The following is a 14,799-nucleotide window of genomic DNA, read 5'->3' on the forward strand; positions in this document are numbered from 1 at the left end:
ATATTTGACAGGCCGTAGTGTCTATGGTACAGTCAAAGTACTTTTCTTTCAATCAGGTGCTTTTGCTTAAAAGAGAAGCCGGGTAAGCCGGCGCGGTGCCGCCGCTGTAAGGTGGAGCGAGGCTGCTAAATGCCACTGTACGCAGGAGTATGGGAAGGCGCAGCGTAGTGATGATGCCGAGCCAGAAGAACTGCCTGATTGTGTAATCAACGAACCTGCGAGCCATAGGGAGTGGATGATGTTTTTTCAGCGCCTGCTCTGCCGTCTTCAGGAATTATTTTGAAGGAGTGACAGTGTTATGTTTCGTAAGCTATGGAAACGTGTATGTCTATGTTCTATTATGGGAATTACCGGCTGTGGTGCCTATACGGGTGTGCCGGCAAAGGCGTCGTACCGCCTGCATCCGGCCGTCAAGGACCCGACGCCGGCCTTGCGCCAGGCTGCGGCCATTGGCGTACGGACGTATGAGAACCCGGAGCTCGCTCATAGGGAGAATGTCGACGCCCTCCTTATCGTCAGCTTCGGCACGACCTATGCGGAAAGCCGCTGCTTGAATATCGATGCGACTGTCGCGGCCATTCAGGCTGCCCATAAGGATACACGAGTGGCCCTGGCCTTTACGTCCCACATCATCATCGACCGGATCCGGGCCAAGGAAGGCCGTGTCATACCTACACCGGAACAGGCCCTGGAAGAACTCCTGACGGCTGGCTGTACGCGCGTAGCCCTGGCTTCTCTCGATATCATTCCCGGTATGGAATATAGTTATATGACAGCTATTTTCGACTTATATAAGGCCAATTTTAAGAAGATGACCTTAGGTACGCCGCTTCTCTATTGGATGGGCCAAGAGGAGCAGCGTGACGATGTAGCCGAATTTTCCCGGGCCTTTGCGACGCAGTTTCCCCCGGCGGCCTTAGGGGAAAATAAAGCCATCCTGGTCATGGCCCACGGTACGCCCCATCCGGCCAACGCCTATTATGCCGTCGTCCAGCACCGCCTGAACCAGGCTGGTCTGGACCGGGTCTATGTCTATTCCGTCGAAGGCTGGCCGGCACTTGGGGAAATTATACCCCAGCTCAAGGCCCGGGGCATTAGGGAGGTCCTGCTCATGCCGATGATGCTCGTCGCCGGTGATCACGCCAACAATGACATGGCCGGTACGGCAGACGATTCGCATAAGACGCTGCTTGAAAAAGCCGGCTTTTCTGTCAGCGTGTACATCCATGGCCTGGGAGAAAATGCAGCCGTCCGGAAAATGTTTGTCGAACGGGCCAATGAAGCCTGGGCGGCACTGACAGGAGAAACTGTATAACTCACGGGCCTAACGTGGCTGGCAGGTAAAAGCCTTTGATTTACTGTAAAAATCAGTATAAGATAACGGTGTATAGAAAAAGGCTGTGCTATGTATCAGTCTTCAGATTAGATGATGAGGTGAGGATATGAATTTTGACGAAGCCGCTATGGCTGTACGACGTGGTAAAAAAGGTATCATTGAAACGCTCCCCCGGGCTGTCTTGAAGACACGGGATGATTTGAGTACGCTTTATACGCCGGGTGTAGCCCAGCCGTGCCGGGAAATTGTGAAGGATAAGGATTTATCCTTCGACTTGACCTGTCGTGGCAATATGATTGCCGTCATTTCTGATGGTACGCGTGTACTGGGCTTGGGCGATATTGGTCCGGAAGCGGCCATGCCGGTTATGGAAGGGAAATCCATCCTATTCAAAGTCTTTGGCGGCGTCAATGCCGTACCTATCTGCTTGGATACGAAGGATCCGCAAAAATTCATTGAAACGGTAAAACTGCTCCAGCCGTCTTTTGCCGGCATTAATCTGGAAGATATTTCTTCACCTAAATGCTATGAAATAGAAACGACCCTGAAAAAGGAAATGGATATCCCCGTTTTCCACGATGACCAGCACGGCACGGCTATTGCGGCTCTCGCCGGCGTTATCGGCGCTCTGCGTGTCGTAGGCAAAAAACTGGCAACGGCTAAGATCGTTATCAACGGTGCCGGTGCTGCCGGTGCATCCATTGGCCGGCTCCTCGTTCGCGCCGGAGCGGAACAGGTCATCATGGTAGACCGCTTTGGTGCCCTGTATGAAGGAATGGAAGGCCTCAATAGCGTACAGGCTGAACTGGCCAGCCTGACCAACAAGGAACACGTACAGGGCGCATTAGCCGACGTCGTAAAAGGCGCTGATTTGCTCCTCGGCGTTTCGGCACCCCATATCTTTACAAAAGAAATTATCCGCTCCATGAATGCTGATGCCATCGTCTTTGCTATGGCCAACCCTATTCCGGAAACGGATTATGAATCTGCTAAGGCTGCCGGTGCCCGCGTCGTCGGTACAGGCCGTTCGGATTCTCCGAACCAGATCAACAACGTTTTGGTCTTCCCGGGCATTTTCCGCGGCGCCCTGGCTGTACGGGCCCGCCATATCAACGAAGATATGAAGATTGCTGCGGCCTACGCCATTGCCGGCCTCATTAGTGATGCGGAATTACATGAAGAGTACGTGATTCCCGATGCCTTTGATGAACGCGTAGCACCGGCTGTGGCAGCTGCGGTAGCCAAGGCCGCTATGGAATCAGGCTCGGCCCGTATCGAACGCGATCCCGAAGAAATTCGTCAGGAAGCAGCCACGCAAATTGCAGAACTGCACGCTATGATCGATAAACTGCACGGCTAAGCTCTTTGCAGATATAAAATTCCCGCTTTGTTTCACGTGAAACATGGCGGGAATTTTTGTATCTTCACAATTTCTTCATAATATCTTCACAACTTTTTCGCATGCCTTTACTATACTATAAGCATAGACAAAAGTTAAAGGAGGTAGACATGATGAGACGAACACTTGCCCTAGGTTTGGCCGCTATCGCTGCTGTTGCCAGCTTCTCTGTTTTTGCTGCAGCCCCCACTGCAGGCACACAGAATGAGGCACAAAACGGGTATGGCACATATTGCCAGGGGCCACAGGCCTGCTATGGCAATACAAGTAATGTGAATGCGTCAGCCTATTGCCAGGGACCACAGGATTGTCCGGCTCCGGCAGCAGGTACGTACTGCCAGGGACCGCAGAATTGCTATACAGGCACGGCGGCTACGACGGGAAACGGGGACACAGCGTCTTCTAACCAGAATGGCTACACCTGTGCCGGTCCGCGTGGCTGTCGTGGCCTTGCGGCTCAGCGGTAATGATATTGTACATATATAGGAGGAACTAGTTATGGTAATGACTCATTATATGGAGCTCCTTTCACTCCATCAGCCTTGGTTTTTGATCCTTTTCATGCTGGTACCGATGGTTTTGGCAGAAACCATTTTGGCTGCCGGTGTTATTTCCCTGATTGATGGCGATGCACGCAGTGCCCGCTGGGATTCGTTAAGTCATGCAGCCAGCCTCATCTTGGGCGTCTTCTTCATCTTTGCCGCCGGCTACATTGTCATTTCGTACATGCCGACCATTCAATGGCGTGGTCCTATTGACTACATTGCCGTATGGAGCTACGTTTTGGCCATTATTCCGGCAGTACTGCTCATCCTCTTCGAGTTAGGCGTTGTTTGCAAGAATGCCGATGTAGAAAAACGCTTGAAGCGTCACACCCTGCTCATGATTCTCTTCATCTTCTTTACCCACATGGCCATGGTCTTCGGCATGGCTGATCCGCAGCTCGCCGGCTATGTACCGCCGCAGCAGACCATGAACATGCAGATGAACATGCAAAACGGCCAGATGAACCATGATATGAGCAATCAGCAGATGAATAATCAGCAAAATATGAATATGAATCAGCAGAGCTCCGATGCTAACAAATAATTTCTGCTTTTCTCTTTTCTCCCCCATGCTACGGCATGGGGGATTTGTTTCACGTGAAACATGGAAACCTACCTTCTCCCCGCAGGGCGTGATACAATACAGATATGATCCTATAAATGGCAGGAGGGTAAGCCTTTGATTACAAATTCGATCCTCATCGTCGACGATGACGAAAAACTTTGTTCTTTGCTCCGCTCGTATTTTGAGCAAGAAAAATTTATTGTCTATACAGCAACGGATGGTGCTGCGGCGATCCATACGGTGCGTACGCAAACACCTCAGATCATGCTCCTCGATCTCATGCTGCCCAGTATGGACGGTTTTGAAGTGTGCCGCCGTATCCGTTCCTTTAGTGATATTCCTATTATTTTTCTGACGGCAAAGGATGATGAAACGGACCGTCTTGTCGGGCTCAATATGGGTGGTGACGATTATATTACCAAGCCCTTCCATATGAAGGAAGTCATTGCCCGTGTGTACAGCCTCTTGCGCCGGGCCCGTGGAGAAGTCATTCAGCATGTAGCCCGTTATGAAATAGCCGATTTGGTCATCGATAAAGACCAATATACGGTCCTCCGTGCAGGTGAGCCCATATGCCTGACGCCAACGGAATTTAACCTGCTCGAAGTATTGACGTCTTCGCCGGGCCGTGTTTTCAGCCGTATGCAGCTCATGGAACGTACGCAGGGCGGCTATGGATTTGAAGGCTATGAACGGACTATTGACACGCACATTCGTAATCTGCGCAAGAAACTGGAGCGCGATCCGGCCCATCCGGAATATATCCTGACCGTCTATGGTATTGGCTATAAATTCGATGGAGGCGCACATAACCGTGAATAAATACAATAGTATGGTTTTTCGCCTGACCGGTATCATTTTCCTGCTTTTTGCGGCTACCATCGGTACGCTTCTCTTTTTGGTGAATTACCAGATGGATACGCATTTTTCCAATTATTTGTACACCCATGCCATGGGTGGGATGCCCATGGGGATGCACGGCATGATGATGCACAATTCACCGGAAAATATATACTTGTCGTCTGTGCACCAGTCCCTTTTTTGGGTGGGTTCCTTTATGATCTGCATCAGCGTCTTCGTGAGCTGGCTTTTCGTACGCAGTTTTGTCAAACCGTTGCGAAAATTGACGGATGCCGTCCATGACATAGCCGAAGGCTCCTTTGGCCAAACCGTCAGGGTAGACCGGAATGACGAGGTAGGCATGCTGGCAGATACCTTTAATGATATGTCCCGCAAGCTGGAATATAACGATACGATGCGGCGGCAGCTCTTTGCCAGTATCGCCCATGAGCTGCGGACGCCCTTAGCCATCATGCAGGGAAATCTGGAAGGCATGATCGATGACGTTATCCCGGCAGATAAGGAACATTTTCTTTCTATGGAAGATGAAATCCTGCGCCTGAACCGCCTGGTCCAGGACTTGCGGGACCTGTCCCTGGCAGAAGTAAACGAGCTGGTCCTCCACAAGAGTGACGTCGATCTCAATCTTCTCCTCACCCGGGCGGCAGGGATGCTGCAGCCGCTCTTTGATGAAAAGAATCTCCATGTGACGGTACACTTAGATGACGCAGTGCCACTCTTGCAGCTTGATAAGGACCGGACCAATCAGGTGATTTACAATATTTTGAATAATGCTATCCGCTACACGCCGGAGGCGGCCGATATTACGATTACCACCTCTCTGGAAGAAGCGGCAGGCAAACGGCAGGTGTGCTTGCAGATTGCTGATACAGGGCCTGGTATAGCAAAGGAAGATCTTGAGCATATTTTTGAGTGTTTCTACAGGGCCGAAAAATCGCGTAACCGGAAAAGCGGTGGCAGTGGTATTGGCCTGGCCCTGGCGCGACAGTTTGTCCTTAGCCAGGGCGGCACGATACAGGCTGCCAGTGAAATCGGTAAAGGAACGGTTTTTACGATTACCTTTCCTACTACATGACAAAGAACCTCCCGTATGTTTCACGTGAAACATACGGGAGGTTCTTCGTTTGTCAGACAGGCCTGCCCTTTTGTTTCACGTGAAACAAAGGCAGCCTGTCTGCAGGGAAAAAATACGGCCCTGACGTGGTGTGTGTCAGGACCGTTGCAGATACGTTTATTTTGCCTGTGCCTTTACCTGCGGCGGCTGAATCGGCGTCTTATCGACCAGGCGGACGACGAGAAGCGTAATGATGCAGATCAGCCATTCAAAGTAAATGACGTGGGGCAGGAAATGGATTTCCGGGAAAAACTGCCAGGCGAAGAGGCCAACGATACCAACCAAAGTCGTCCAGAAAGCTGTGTTTTTACGGCACAGGGACGGACAGAACATGGTAGCCAGGAAAACCAAGGTGAAGGCCGTTGTCAGGGAGAGGCCGATGAGCATGACCTTAACAATACCGACGGCGTTAAAGGCCAGCCAGAGGGTACCTAAGCCAACGAAGAGGATGATCAGGCGGTTTGCGCGCACATACGAGTGTTCTGAAATGGTCGGGTTTATAAACCGCTTGTAAATATCCTGGGCAATGAGTGTACCGGCGCCGAGGAGAATCGTGCAGGCTGTCGATACGTCAGCGGCCCACAGGGCAGCTAAGGTCATACCGGAGGAAAACGGATCGAGGCTCATGATGATTTGCGGCAAGGCCATGGTCGGATTTAAATCGGGGAACTGGGCTTTGGCAGCTAAGCCGAGAACGGCAGAAATGAAGCCGATTGGAAAAATGAGGAACCCGCCGAGGATAAAGCCCTTACGGGCAGCATGGGCGTTTTTGGCACCGCAGGCAATTTGTACCGGTCCCTGGGCGGTAATGGCCTGGGTGGTCATGACGATGATCCAGCCGAGCAGCATGGCTGCCGTGAGGCCGCCAAAGGGATCGAACCAGCCGAAGTCTGCCTGTGGTAAGGCCGCGTTGATAGCAGAAATGCCGCCATCACGCATGAGAATGCGGATCATCGAGTAGACAATGCCGATATAAATGACGGCAACACTTAAGACGTTGGAAAGACCGCTGGACCAGAGACCGCCAATGGCCGTAATGCCAATGAAGACGACAGCACTGACGATCATCCCGGCGTGGAACGAGAAAATGTCCGGCATCAGGGCGTGCAGGATAGAGCCGCCGGCAACATATTGCAGGGATGTAATACAGATCATGATCAGGGATAAGCCGATAACGCTGATGACACGCGCTTTTTTATCATAGCTCCGTTCAAAGAGCTCCGGAATGGTCGTACATTCCAGGGAGCGGTATTTGCCGGCAGCGACGAGACCCATGACGATGGCACCAATGGCCCAGGCGGCATTGTACCAGCCGGCGGCCAGGCCGATTTTGGTGGCACTTTCAGCTACGCCTACAGTAGATGCAGCACCGACGGCCATGCCGGTAATGCTGACAGCTACGAGGCCGGTTGAGAATTGGCGGCCTGCAAACAGGTATTCCGTCGGGTTTTGACTGGCCCGGCGTTTGACGTAAAAGGATATGGCGAAAAGTAATAAAATGTATAGAATGACAATAGCTAATTGGATGGACATGATGAACCTCCCCCTCTTTTATTTTAACAACTAGTGTTTCATCTGTCGCAACAATAGTAACGTTTACGAGACTATTGTATGCCAATATAGAGAAAAAATCAATCATTATAGGCTTTTTTTTATATTTTTCTTTTGCCGCCTGCCATGGGCGCTTCTCTTTTCTGGACGTGACATGGGAGAAACGGCCTCTTTATGGTACAATATAGAAAAATACACGCGTGTCGTACTGGGAGAAGGAGTCGGATATGGAAGCAATATATGTAACCTACGTATGGTGGTATTTGGCGATCATCAACGTCTTAGCCTTTATTGTGTACGGAATGGACAAGCATTATGTGGAAGGCGGCCGGAAACTTGTGCCGGACGGCGGTCTCTTGGCCTTAGCTATTGCCGGCGGCTCTATGGGGGCTTACTTTGGTATTTATATTTTTACGCACAAGAAGAAGGACTGGAAGTTTAAATACGGTATCCTTCTGGTGTATGCGTTGCAGCTCGTCGTGCTCATTCGTATGGGTATTTTCTAAGGGGATAAAAAAAGGTCCTGCACTGAACTCACTTCAGTGCAGGACCTTTTTTATTGTGCAACCCTTTTTAGGCGGTAACGAGTTCGTAGCCGGCATCGGCAATTACTTTGGCAAATTCGGCAGTCGGGATTTCGCGATTTGTTTCTACTTCTGCTTTTTTCCCTTCCAAGTCTACGCTGACAGCCGTTACGCCATCCATGGCAGCTAATGCTTCGTGTACGTGTTTTTGGCAGTGCTGGCACATCATGCCTTCGATTTTCAGTGTTGTTTTCATATTCGTTGATTCTTCCTTTCCTTGAACTAATGTATATCCTGCAGCAGTAATGACCTTTTCAAAATCTCCTGCCGGGATGTCAGATGTACTGGTGACCACAGCAGTCTTGTCCTCCAGGCTGACCTGAACGTCTGTGACGCCGGGCATGGCCTGTAAGGCCTTGGTGACTGTAGCCGTGCAATGGCCGCACATCATGCCTTCAATGTGCAGTGTATAGTGTTCCTGTGCCGCTGCCGGAACTAAGGTGTAGCCTGCAGCGGTAATGACCTTTTCAAAGGCTTCAGCCGCAATGGCGGACGTACTGGTGACCATAGCGGTCTTGTCTTCCAGGCTGACCTGAACGTCTGTGACGCCGGGCATGGCCTGTAAGGCCTTGGTGACTGTAGCCGTGCAATGGCCGCACATCATGCCTTCAATGTGCAGTGTATAGTGTTCCTGTGCTGCTGCCGGAACTAAGGTGTAGCCTGCAGCGGTAATGACCTTTTCAAAGTCTTCAGCCGCAATGGCGGACGTACTGGTGACCATAGCGGTCTTGTCTTCCAGGCTGACCTGAACGTCTGTGACGCCGGTCATGGCCTGTAAGGCCTTGGTGACCGTAGCCGTGCAATGGCTGCAGGTCATACCTTCCACGTGCAGCGTATAGTGTTCTTCAGGGAGGGCAGACGGACCTGCCGGAGCGGCTGTTTCGGCCGTAAAGGGCGTAATCGCGCTAGAAGCCGCTGTAACGTCCGTAACGGGCGTGCCTTGATACATATGTCCTGAAGGAGCGGCAGAGGGCTTAAAAAAGCGCAAACGCAAGGCGTTCATGCAGACGCAGAAACTGCTCAGGCTCATGGCAGCAGCGCCGATCATCGGATTGAGGCGGATGCCAAAGGCCGGATAAAGAACGCCGGCTGCCAAGGGAATACAAATGACGTTGTAGAAAAACGCCCAGAAGAGGTTTTCTTTAATGTTTTTAATAACGGCCTTGCTCAGGCGGACGGCGCTGACCGCGTCGAGGAGGTCGTTACGCATGAGGACGGCATCGGCACTTTCAATCGCTACGTCCGTACCGGCACCGATGGCGATACCCAGGTCGGCTTTGGCCAGGGCCGGTGCATCGTTGATGCCGTCACCAATCATGGCGACCTTATGGCCTTTGGCCTGCAGCGCCGCTATATGACGTTCTTTGTCTTGGGGCAGTACGCCGGCAATGACCTGCGGGATATGCAGCCGTTTGCGGATGGCTTCGGCTGTACGCTGGTTGTCCCCTGTGAGCATAATAACATGGATGCCCATCTGGTGAAAGAGGGAAATGGCGGCGGCGCTGTTTTCCTTTTCTACGTCGGCAGCGGCGATAATACCGATAACGCCGCTGTGATCGGCGAAGATAAGGGGCGTCTTGCCGTCATCGGCAAAGCGGTTCAGCTGGTCCGTAATGGCAGTGGCAGAGAGGCCCTTTTCTTCGAGGAGCCGCGTATTGCCGGCAAAGTACAGCTTGCCATTTACAACGCCCTGAATGCCGCGGCCAAAGAGCGCTTTAAAATCAGAAATCACGACAGGCCGGATCTGCCGGCCGGCTGCGTACGTCGTAATGGCTTCGGCTAAGGGATGTTCGCTCCCCTGTTCCAGGCCGGCTGCCAGGGCCAGGAGTTCTTCTTCCGTACCCCGCTGTACCCAGATGTCCGTCACCTGCGGATGACCTTCTGTAATGGTACCGGTTTTGTCCATAACGACTGTATCTACGTCGTGGGCCGTTTCCAAGGCTTCCCCGGACTTGATAAGGATGCCGTTTTCAGCACCTTTACCGGTACCGACCATGATGGCTACCGGCGTAGCCAGGCCCAAGGCGCAGGGGCAGGAAATGACGAGAATGGAAATAGCTGTCGAGAAAGCAAATTCCATATCAGAGCCGAGCAGAAAATACCATACGAGACCGGCAATGACGGCGATGGTAATGACGGCCGGTACGAAGATGCCCGCAATTTTATCGGCCATTTTGGAAATAGGCGCTTTACTGGAGCTGGCTTCGTCGACGAGCTGGATGATCTGGCTGATGGTCGTATCGGCGCCGACGCGGCGGGCTGTCATATGGATAAAGCCCGTTTTGTTGAGCGTTGCCGACGTAACAGGGTCACCGGCCTGTTTTTCTACAGGAATGCTTTCGCCCGTAATGGCGGCTTCATCGATGCTGGTCGTACCTTCGCTGATGACGCCGTCAGCAGGAATACTTTCACCGGGGCGGACGACAATTTCATCGCCGACGACCAGTTCTTCTACAGGGACGACTGTTTCTACGCCGTTACGCAGGACTGTCGCTTGCTTTGGCGCCAAATCCATGAGCTTTTCAATGGCCGTGCTGGTTTTACCCTTGGCGCGGGCTTCCAGATATTTGCCGATATCGATGAGCGTGACGATCATACCGGCCGATTCAAAGTACAAATTCGTACTGTACGTAGCAACGAGGGCCCAATCGCCGTGACCCATGCCCCAGCTCATGCGGAAGATGGCAAAGACACCATAGGCCGCGGCAGCCATAGAACCCATGGCAACCAGGCTGTTCATATTGGGCGCACCTTCAAAGAGTGTGCGAAAGCCTTTTGTATAATAGGCCCGGTTCAAGTACATAATGGGCAAAACGAGGAGAAATTCAGCAAACCCTAAGGTAATGGCGTTGGCATCGCCGTGGAAGGTATTGGTAATGATGTCCGGTACAGGAATACCAAACCATTCCAGCAGCATATGATGCATAGCCAGGTACATGACAGGAATAAGGAATACAATAGACCAAATGAGGCGTGTCTTCATAGCCTCCATGGCTTTTTTTGCCATATCAGACGGACTGGGCGCTGGGGCTGCGTTGCTCTTTTGTGTACTGCCACCGGCTACAGATGCACCATAACCGGCGTCGACGACGGCATTGATAATATCCGTACTCGACAGCTTTGTTTCATCGTAATCGACCTGCATGCTGTTAGTCAGCAGGTTGACGCTGGCCTTATCCATACCGTCTAGCTTAGAAACAGCTTTTTCTACACGGCTCGAGCAGGCAGAGCAGCTCATGCCTGTGACGGCGTACTTTTCATGCTTCATCTATCTCACCTACTTCATCAATTTTTGTAACATCGTTACCAGTTCATCGACGACTTCGTCTTTGCCTGCCCGTATATCGCGGACGACGCAGCCGTTGATGTGCTGGGCCAGGAGTTCTTTATTAAAGGCATTGAGTGCCGACTGAACGGCACTGACCTGCATCAGGATATCGACGCAATAACGGTCGTTTTCGACCATATTGCGGATACCGCGGATCTGTCCTTCAATACGGTTTAAACGGCAAATGAGGCTTTTATACTCCTTGCCCTCTTTATCGCGGTGCTTGCTTTTGCCAGTGGGGCAACAGCAAGCCGTCTTCACTTCTGCTTCTTTTTCTACTTCCAGTGCTTTTTCTTTTTCCTTCTCTTCCATCACGTACACCTCCTTACTATACCTCCCACCGGTATCTGCACACATCATATACCCTAAGGGGGTATATGTCAAGGAATTTGCAATTTATTTTCAATATAAAAATATGAGAAAAAGTATCATTTATAAACCAATAAGATATAGAGATATTCTATATAAAGAAACTATACCCCTCCCCGTTTTTTCAGGAAAGAGAGAAAAATATAAAGGAAAAATAAAACGTCACACAGAAGGTTCCTGCGTGACACGGAAAGGCTATAAAAAAATCCCCGTCTGGCTCTTGGCCAAACGGGGATGGATTCCGGACGTATGAAGTACGGTATTATTTGAGCAGCTGTTCAACGGCCTGTGTTTCGTCCTGTGCATTATCGGCACCGGCGATGATAGCGCCCTGGGCTACGATGCAGTCCAGGTTCTTCTGCTGACGTACTTTTTCTACATTTGCGACTACATCTTTTTCAATCGGGACAATCAGGCTGTTTTCCAGCTTGCTCAGGTTTTGAGCCAGCTGACGGCCTAATTCCTGTCGTTCCTGATCGGTTTTCAGTGTAGGAGCTTTTTTAGAGAATTCTTCATTTGCGCTCTTGATGGCAGACTGCATCTGTGCACTTACCTTCGGGAAATCTTTATGTGCCTGAACGAGGGTGTCGAAATTGACGTAGCCTACGCCAGCAGCAAAAGCAGAAGACGCAGCAACAATGCTCATCATCCCTACTACGGCGAGGGAAGCCAATTGTTTTTTCAATTTCATTATATATTCCTCCTGTAAATCGCAAATATTAAGGGTTTCTTGCTGTTTCCCTATTATAGCAAAATAAAACGGAAAGTACAACGTTTGTAACTGTACTGTGACAATTACGATTCTTTGTTGTTATCTGCCGGCCCGGCCGTTGTCGTTTCGTCGTCGTCTTTAATATAAATGTATTTATCCTTTTTCAGTTTTTCGATAATTTCCGGTGCCATGGTTAACAGCTTTTCAAAGGCGGAAGCCTGATAGCCGCCTTTTTTGATGGAGAACATTTCTACACGGTCCCCTTTAATGACTAATACGGCAGTAGGTTCCATCTTTGCACCGCCGCCACCACCGCCACCGCCGCTGCTTCGCCGGCTTACTTCCCCCTGGCCGCCGCCGCAGCCGGTACCAAAGCCGAAGGTAATATCGACAAAGGGGACAAGAATGGCGTCGCCAATGTGTACGGCCTGGCCGACGACAGTTTCCACCTTGATCATCTCACGGAAGTTTTCAAATATCGTTTCCAGGTTGTTTTTTAGTTCGTTTTTGTCCATGATCCGTATCCCTTCTTCGTTGTAAGATGGCCCGCAGAAGCTTGCGGAGCGGGCGTGTAGTCATAAAGGCTGCTGCGTATAGGATGAGGGCCCCCGGGTATATCGTGCCGGCAAGGACCGCTTCACAGTCATATATTTCTTCCAGAAAATTGAACTGCAGCGTAGCTGCCTGCCGGGGTGCCACCATGTAGAGAAAGCCGGCAGTCATACCTGTCTGATGCGGCTGGGGCAGGCCCAGCGTGCCCTCTAAAGTAAAGCGGCGGATGCGGGAATGGTGCAGCACCCGGCGGATAAGCTGTAAGCACGCTGCCAGAAACTCCTCTGATATAAGGTAGGGCCGCCACCAGCCTGCCTGTTCGTCTGACTCGGACTGCAGTGTGTCTGCGTCCGACAGGGCTTCCCTCAGCACGTCATCGTCAAGAGCAGCATCCGGAACCGGTTCCTCTTCTGTCTCGGCCGGCACTCTTTGTGGCGGCCAGGCATGCCAGCCCAGATACAGCTCTTTTTTCGGCCGTTGGCCAAAGGTGTAATCCCAGGACCAGTACAAGCCATGCTGTAACCAGGCAACCTGGCAATATAAGCGGAAGGGCGCACGTATCTCTATGTGAACCGTATACGTACAAGGGATAAAGAGAAGCAAGGCAAGGACCATCATAAGCAGTGATAGTAATATGATGAAGAGCATGGCACGCCTCCCTTTCCCAATAGTACACGGAACAGTTCCGTTATGATAATGTATTCGCTATAACAGGAAGAAATCCTCTTTGTAATACGACAGATCAGGCTTCTGCCTGTTCGTGGAAAATACAGTCTACGTCGGTATCGCGGAAACAGCGGTTGCAAGAAATGCAGGTTGCCGGCTCCGTACTGCCGTTGCGCCAGAGATTGGGCAGATCGGGCTGCCGCAATAACGGCCGGCACAGGGAAATAAAGGACAGATCTGATGTCGCTAAGGCCTCTTCCATATCACTGGCAGCACGCCAGCCGCCAACGACACCGACATCCGTTTTGCCTTTAAGGGCCGCTGCGGCCGCCTTGGCGTAAGCAGCGAAGTACATGGGTTCCTTCGTGCGGCGGATGGCCCGGATGGGACCTTTGCGGGGCAGGGACGACGTATTGCCGCCACTTACTTCAATGGCCTGGACGCCGTCTTCAGCGAGCCATTTCATAACTTGCAGGCTTTCTTCTGCTTCGAGGCCGCCTTCTTTCATGAAGTCACTGCAATTTAATTTTACCCATACGGGGTAATCTGCACCTGTTTGTTTGCGGATTTCGGCAATACATTCACGCAGGAAGCGGGCCCGGTTTTCCAGGCTGCCGCCGTAGGCATCGGTACGCGTATTATAAAAGGGGGTCAGGAATTTGCTGGCCAAATAGCCGTGGGCACCGTGGAACTGGACGCCGTCAAAACCGGCAGCCTTGGCCCGGCGGGCAGCCTGGCCGGCATCAGCGACGAGCTGGCGAATCTGCCCTTCGCTCAGCGCGGTGGAGTCTTGTTTTTCCCGTCCCAGCTGGTCAGGAACGCCGCTGGGGCTGACGATCAACCTGTTTTCTCCTTCCGGCACCATAATGGCAGAGCCCATGATAACGATCTGGGCTACGATTTTTCCGCCCCGGTCATGAACCTGCGTAATAAGGTCTGCCAGCGGTGCAATACAGCTGTCATCGTCAAGCAGTATCTGGTTGTGCTGATGCGGTTCCAATTTGGAAGCTGCAATCATGCCAGTAATCATAACGCCTGTACCGCCTGCGGCCAGGTTTTTGTACATAGAGGCGAGCTTTTCTGTCGGCTGTCCCTGGGCATCGGCCATCCCTTCGAAGGTGGCCGAACGGACAATACGGCAGCGAGCGTCAATGCCGCCTATGGTACATGCATCAAATAACATGAAGATCTCTCCTTGAATTTGTAATCTGTTACTA

14 protein-coding genes and 1 riboswitch are annotated in these 14,799 nt (G+C 51.6%); of the genes, 7 read left to right on the forward strand and 7 right to left on the reverse strand.

Annotated features, from left to right (window positions below):
• The first annotated feature begins 37 nt into the window (after positions 1 to 37).
• Positions 38 to 212: riboswitch (cobalamin riboswitch) on the forward strand.
• 86 nt (positions 213 to 298) lie between these two features.
• The 6 genes from PGX44_RS02755 (at position 299) to PGX44_RS02780 (ending at position 5,781) form a co-directional block, all read left to right on the forward strand.
• Entirely contained in the window at positions 299 to 1,315 is a 1,017-nt protein-coding gene (locus tag PGX44_RS02755) for a sirohydrochlorin cobaltochelatase (RefSeq protein WP_498854161.1), read from the forward strand.
• A gap of 127 nt (positions 1,316 to 1,442) precedes the next feature.
• Positions 1,443 to 2,696: an NAD(P)-dependent malic enzyme gene (locus tag PGX44_RS02760; RefSeq protein ID WP_498854162.1), complete on the forward strand. Its 1,254-nt coding sequence runs from the start codon at positions 1,443 to 1,445 to the stop codon at positions 2,694 to 2,696.
• A 149-nt stretch (positions 2,697 to 2,845) separates the two neighbouring features.
• The gene (locus PGX44_RS02765) at positions 2,846 to 3,202 is read left to right on the forward strand and encodes a hypothetical protein (protein ID WP_498854163.1); all 357 of its coding nucleotides are present in this window, start codon (positions 2,846 to 2,848) and stop codon (positions 3,200 to 3,202) included.
• A gap of 31 nt (positions 3,203 to 3,233) precedes the next feature.
• Positions 3,234 to 3,824: a DUF6803 family protein gene (locus PGX44_RS02770; protein ID WP_498854164.1), complete on the forward strand. Its 591-nt coding sequence runs from the start codon at positions 3,234 to 3,236 to the stop codon at positions 3,822 to 3,824.
• A gap of 135 nt (positions 3,825 to 3,959) precedes the next feature.
• Positions 3,960 to 4,667 carry a response regulator transcription factor gene (locus PGX44_RS02775; protein WP_498854165.1) on the forward strand — a complete coding sequence of 236 codons (708 nt, stop codon included), beginning with the start codon at positions 3,960 to 3,962 and terminating at the stop codon, positions 4,665 to 4,667.
• Positions 4,660 to 5,781 (forward strand): sensor histidine kinase, encoded by a 1,122-nt coding sequence (locus PGX44_RS02780; RefSeq protein WP_498854166.1) that lies wholly within the window; start codon positions 4,660 to 4,662, stop codon positions 5,779 to 5,781. Before PGX44_RS02775 ends, PGX44_RS02780 begins: the two co-directional genes overlap by 8 nt.
• A gap of 156 nt (positions 5,782 to 5,937) precedes the next feature.
• Here the strand turns inward: PGX44_RS02780 and PGX44_RS02785 are convergent, their stop codons facing one another.
• Positions 5,938 to 7,353: a sodium:solute symporter family protein gene (locus PGX44_RS02785; RefSeq protein ID WP_498854167.1), complete on the reverse strand. Its 1,416-nt coding sequence runs from the start codon at positions 7,351 to 7,353 to the stop codon at positions 5,938 to 5,940.
• A gap of 245 nt (positions 7,354 to 7,598) precedes the next feature.
• On the opposite strand from PGX44_RS02785, the gene PGX44_RS02790 reads away from it, so the two are divergent.
• A complete protein-coding gene (locus PGX44_RS02790; protein ID WP_498854168.1) occupies positions 7,599 to 7,877 on the forward strand; it encodes a DUF1294 domain-containing protein in 279 nt (92 codons plus the stop codon).
• A gap of 67 nt (positions 7,878 to 7,944) precedes the next feature.
• Here PGX44_RS02790 and PGX44_RS02795 read toward each other — a convergent pair whose 3' ends face one another.
• The 6 genes from PGX44_RS02795 to PGX44_RS02820 all read right to left on the reverse strand — a co-directional run bounded on the left by PGX44_RS02795 (position 7,945) and on the right by PGX44_RS02820 (position 14,765).
• Positions 7,945 to 11,223, reverse strand: coding sequence for a heavy metal translocating P-type ATPase (locus tag PGX44_RS02795; protein ID WP_498854169.1), 3,279 nt, complete (start codon positions 11,221 to 11,223; stop codon positions 7,945 to 7,947).
• 9 nt (positions 11,224 to 11,232) lie between these two features.
• Positions 11,233 to 11,595 (reverse strand): metal-sensing transcriptional repressor, encoded by a 363-nt coding sequence (locus PGX44_RS02800; RefSeq protein WP_289000975.1) that lies wholly within the window; start codon positions 11,593 to 11,595, stop codon positions 11,233 to 11,235.
• A gap of 319 nt (positions 11,596 to 11,914) precedes the next feature.
• Positions 11,915 to 12,343, reverse strand: a complete 429-nt coding sequence (locus PGX44_RS02805) for an OmpH/Skp family outer membrane protein (RefSeq protein ID WP_186502469.1) — start codon at positions 12,341 to 12,343, stop codon at positions 11,915 to 11,917.
• Positions 12,344 to 12,447: 104 nt separating this feature from the next.
• The gene (locus PGX44_RS02810) at positions 12,448 to 12,879 is read right to left on the reverse strand and encodes a GerW family sporulation protein (RefSeq protein ID WP_289000973.1); all 432 of its coding nucleotides are present in this window, start codon (positions 12,877 to 12,879) and stop codon (positions 12,448 to 12,450) included.
• Entirely contained in the window at positions 12,836 to 13,564 is a 729-nt protein-coding gene (locus tag PGX44_RS02815; RefSeq protein ID WP_498854170.1) for a hypothetical protein, read from the reverse strand. The genes PGX44_RS02810 and PGX44_RS02815 overlap by 44 nt, the downstream gene beginning before the upstream one ends.
• A gap of 94 nt (positions 13,565 to 13,658) precedes the next feature.
• The gene (locus PGX44_RS02820; RefSeq protein ID WP_498854171.1) at positions 13,659 to 14,765 is read right to left on the reverse strand and encodes an oxidoreductase; all 1,107 of its coding nucleotides are present in this window, start codon (positions 14,763 to 14,765) and stop codon (positions 13,659 to 13,661) included.
• Positions 14,766 to 14,799 lie beyond the last annotated feature (34 nt).

Origin of the sequence: Caecibacter sp. AF58-12pH5A, assembly GCF_027681725.1 — a bacterium.
Classification (GTDB): Bacteria; Bacillota; Negativicutes; order Veillonellales; family Megasphaeraceae; genus Megasphaera; species Megasphaera hominis.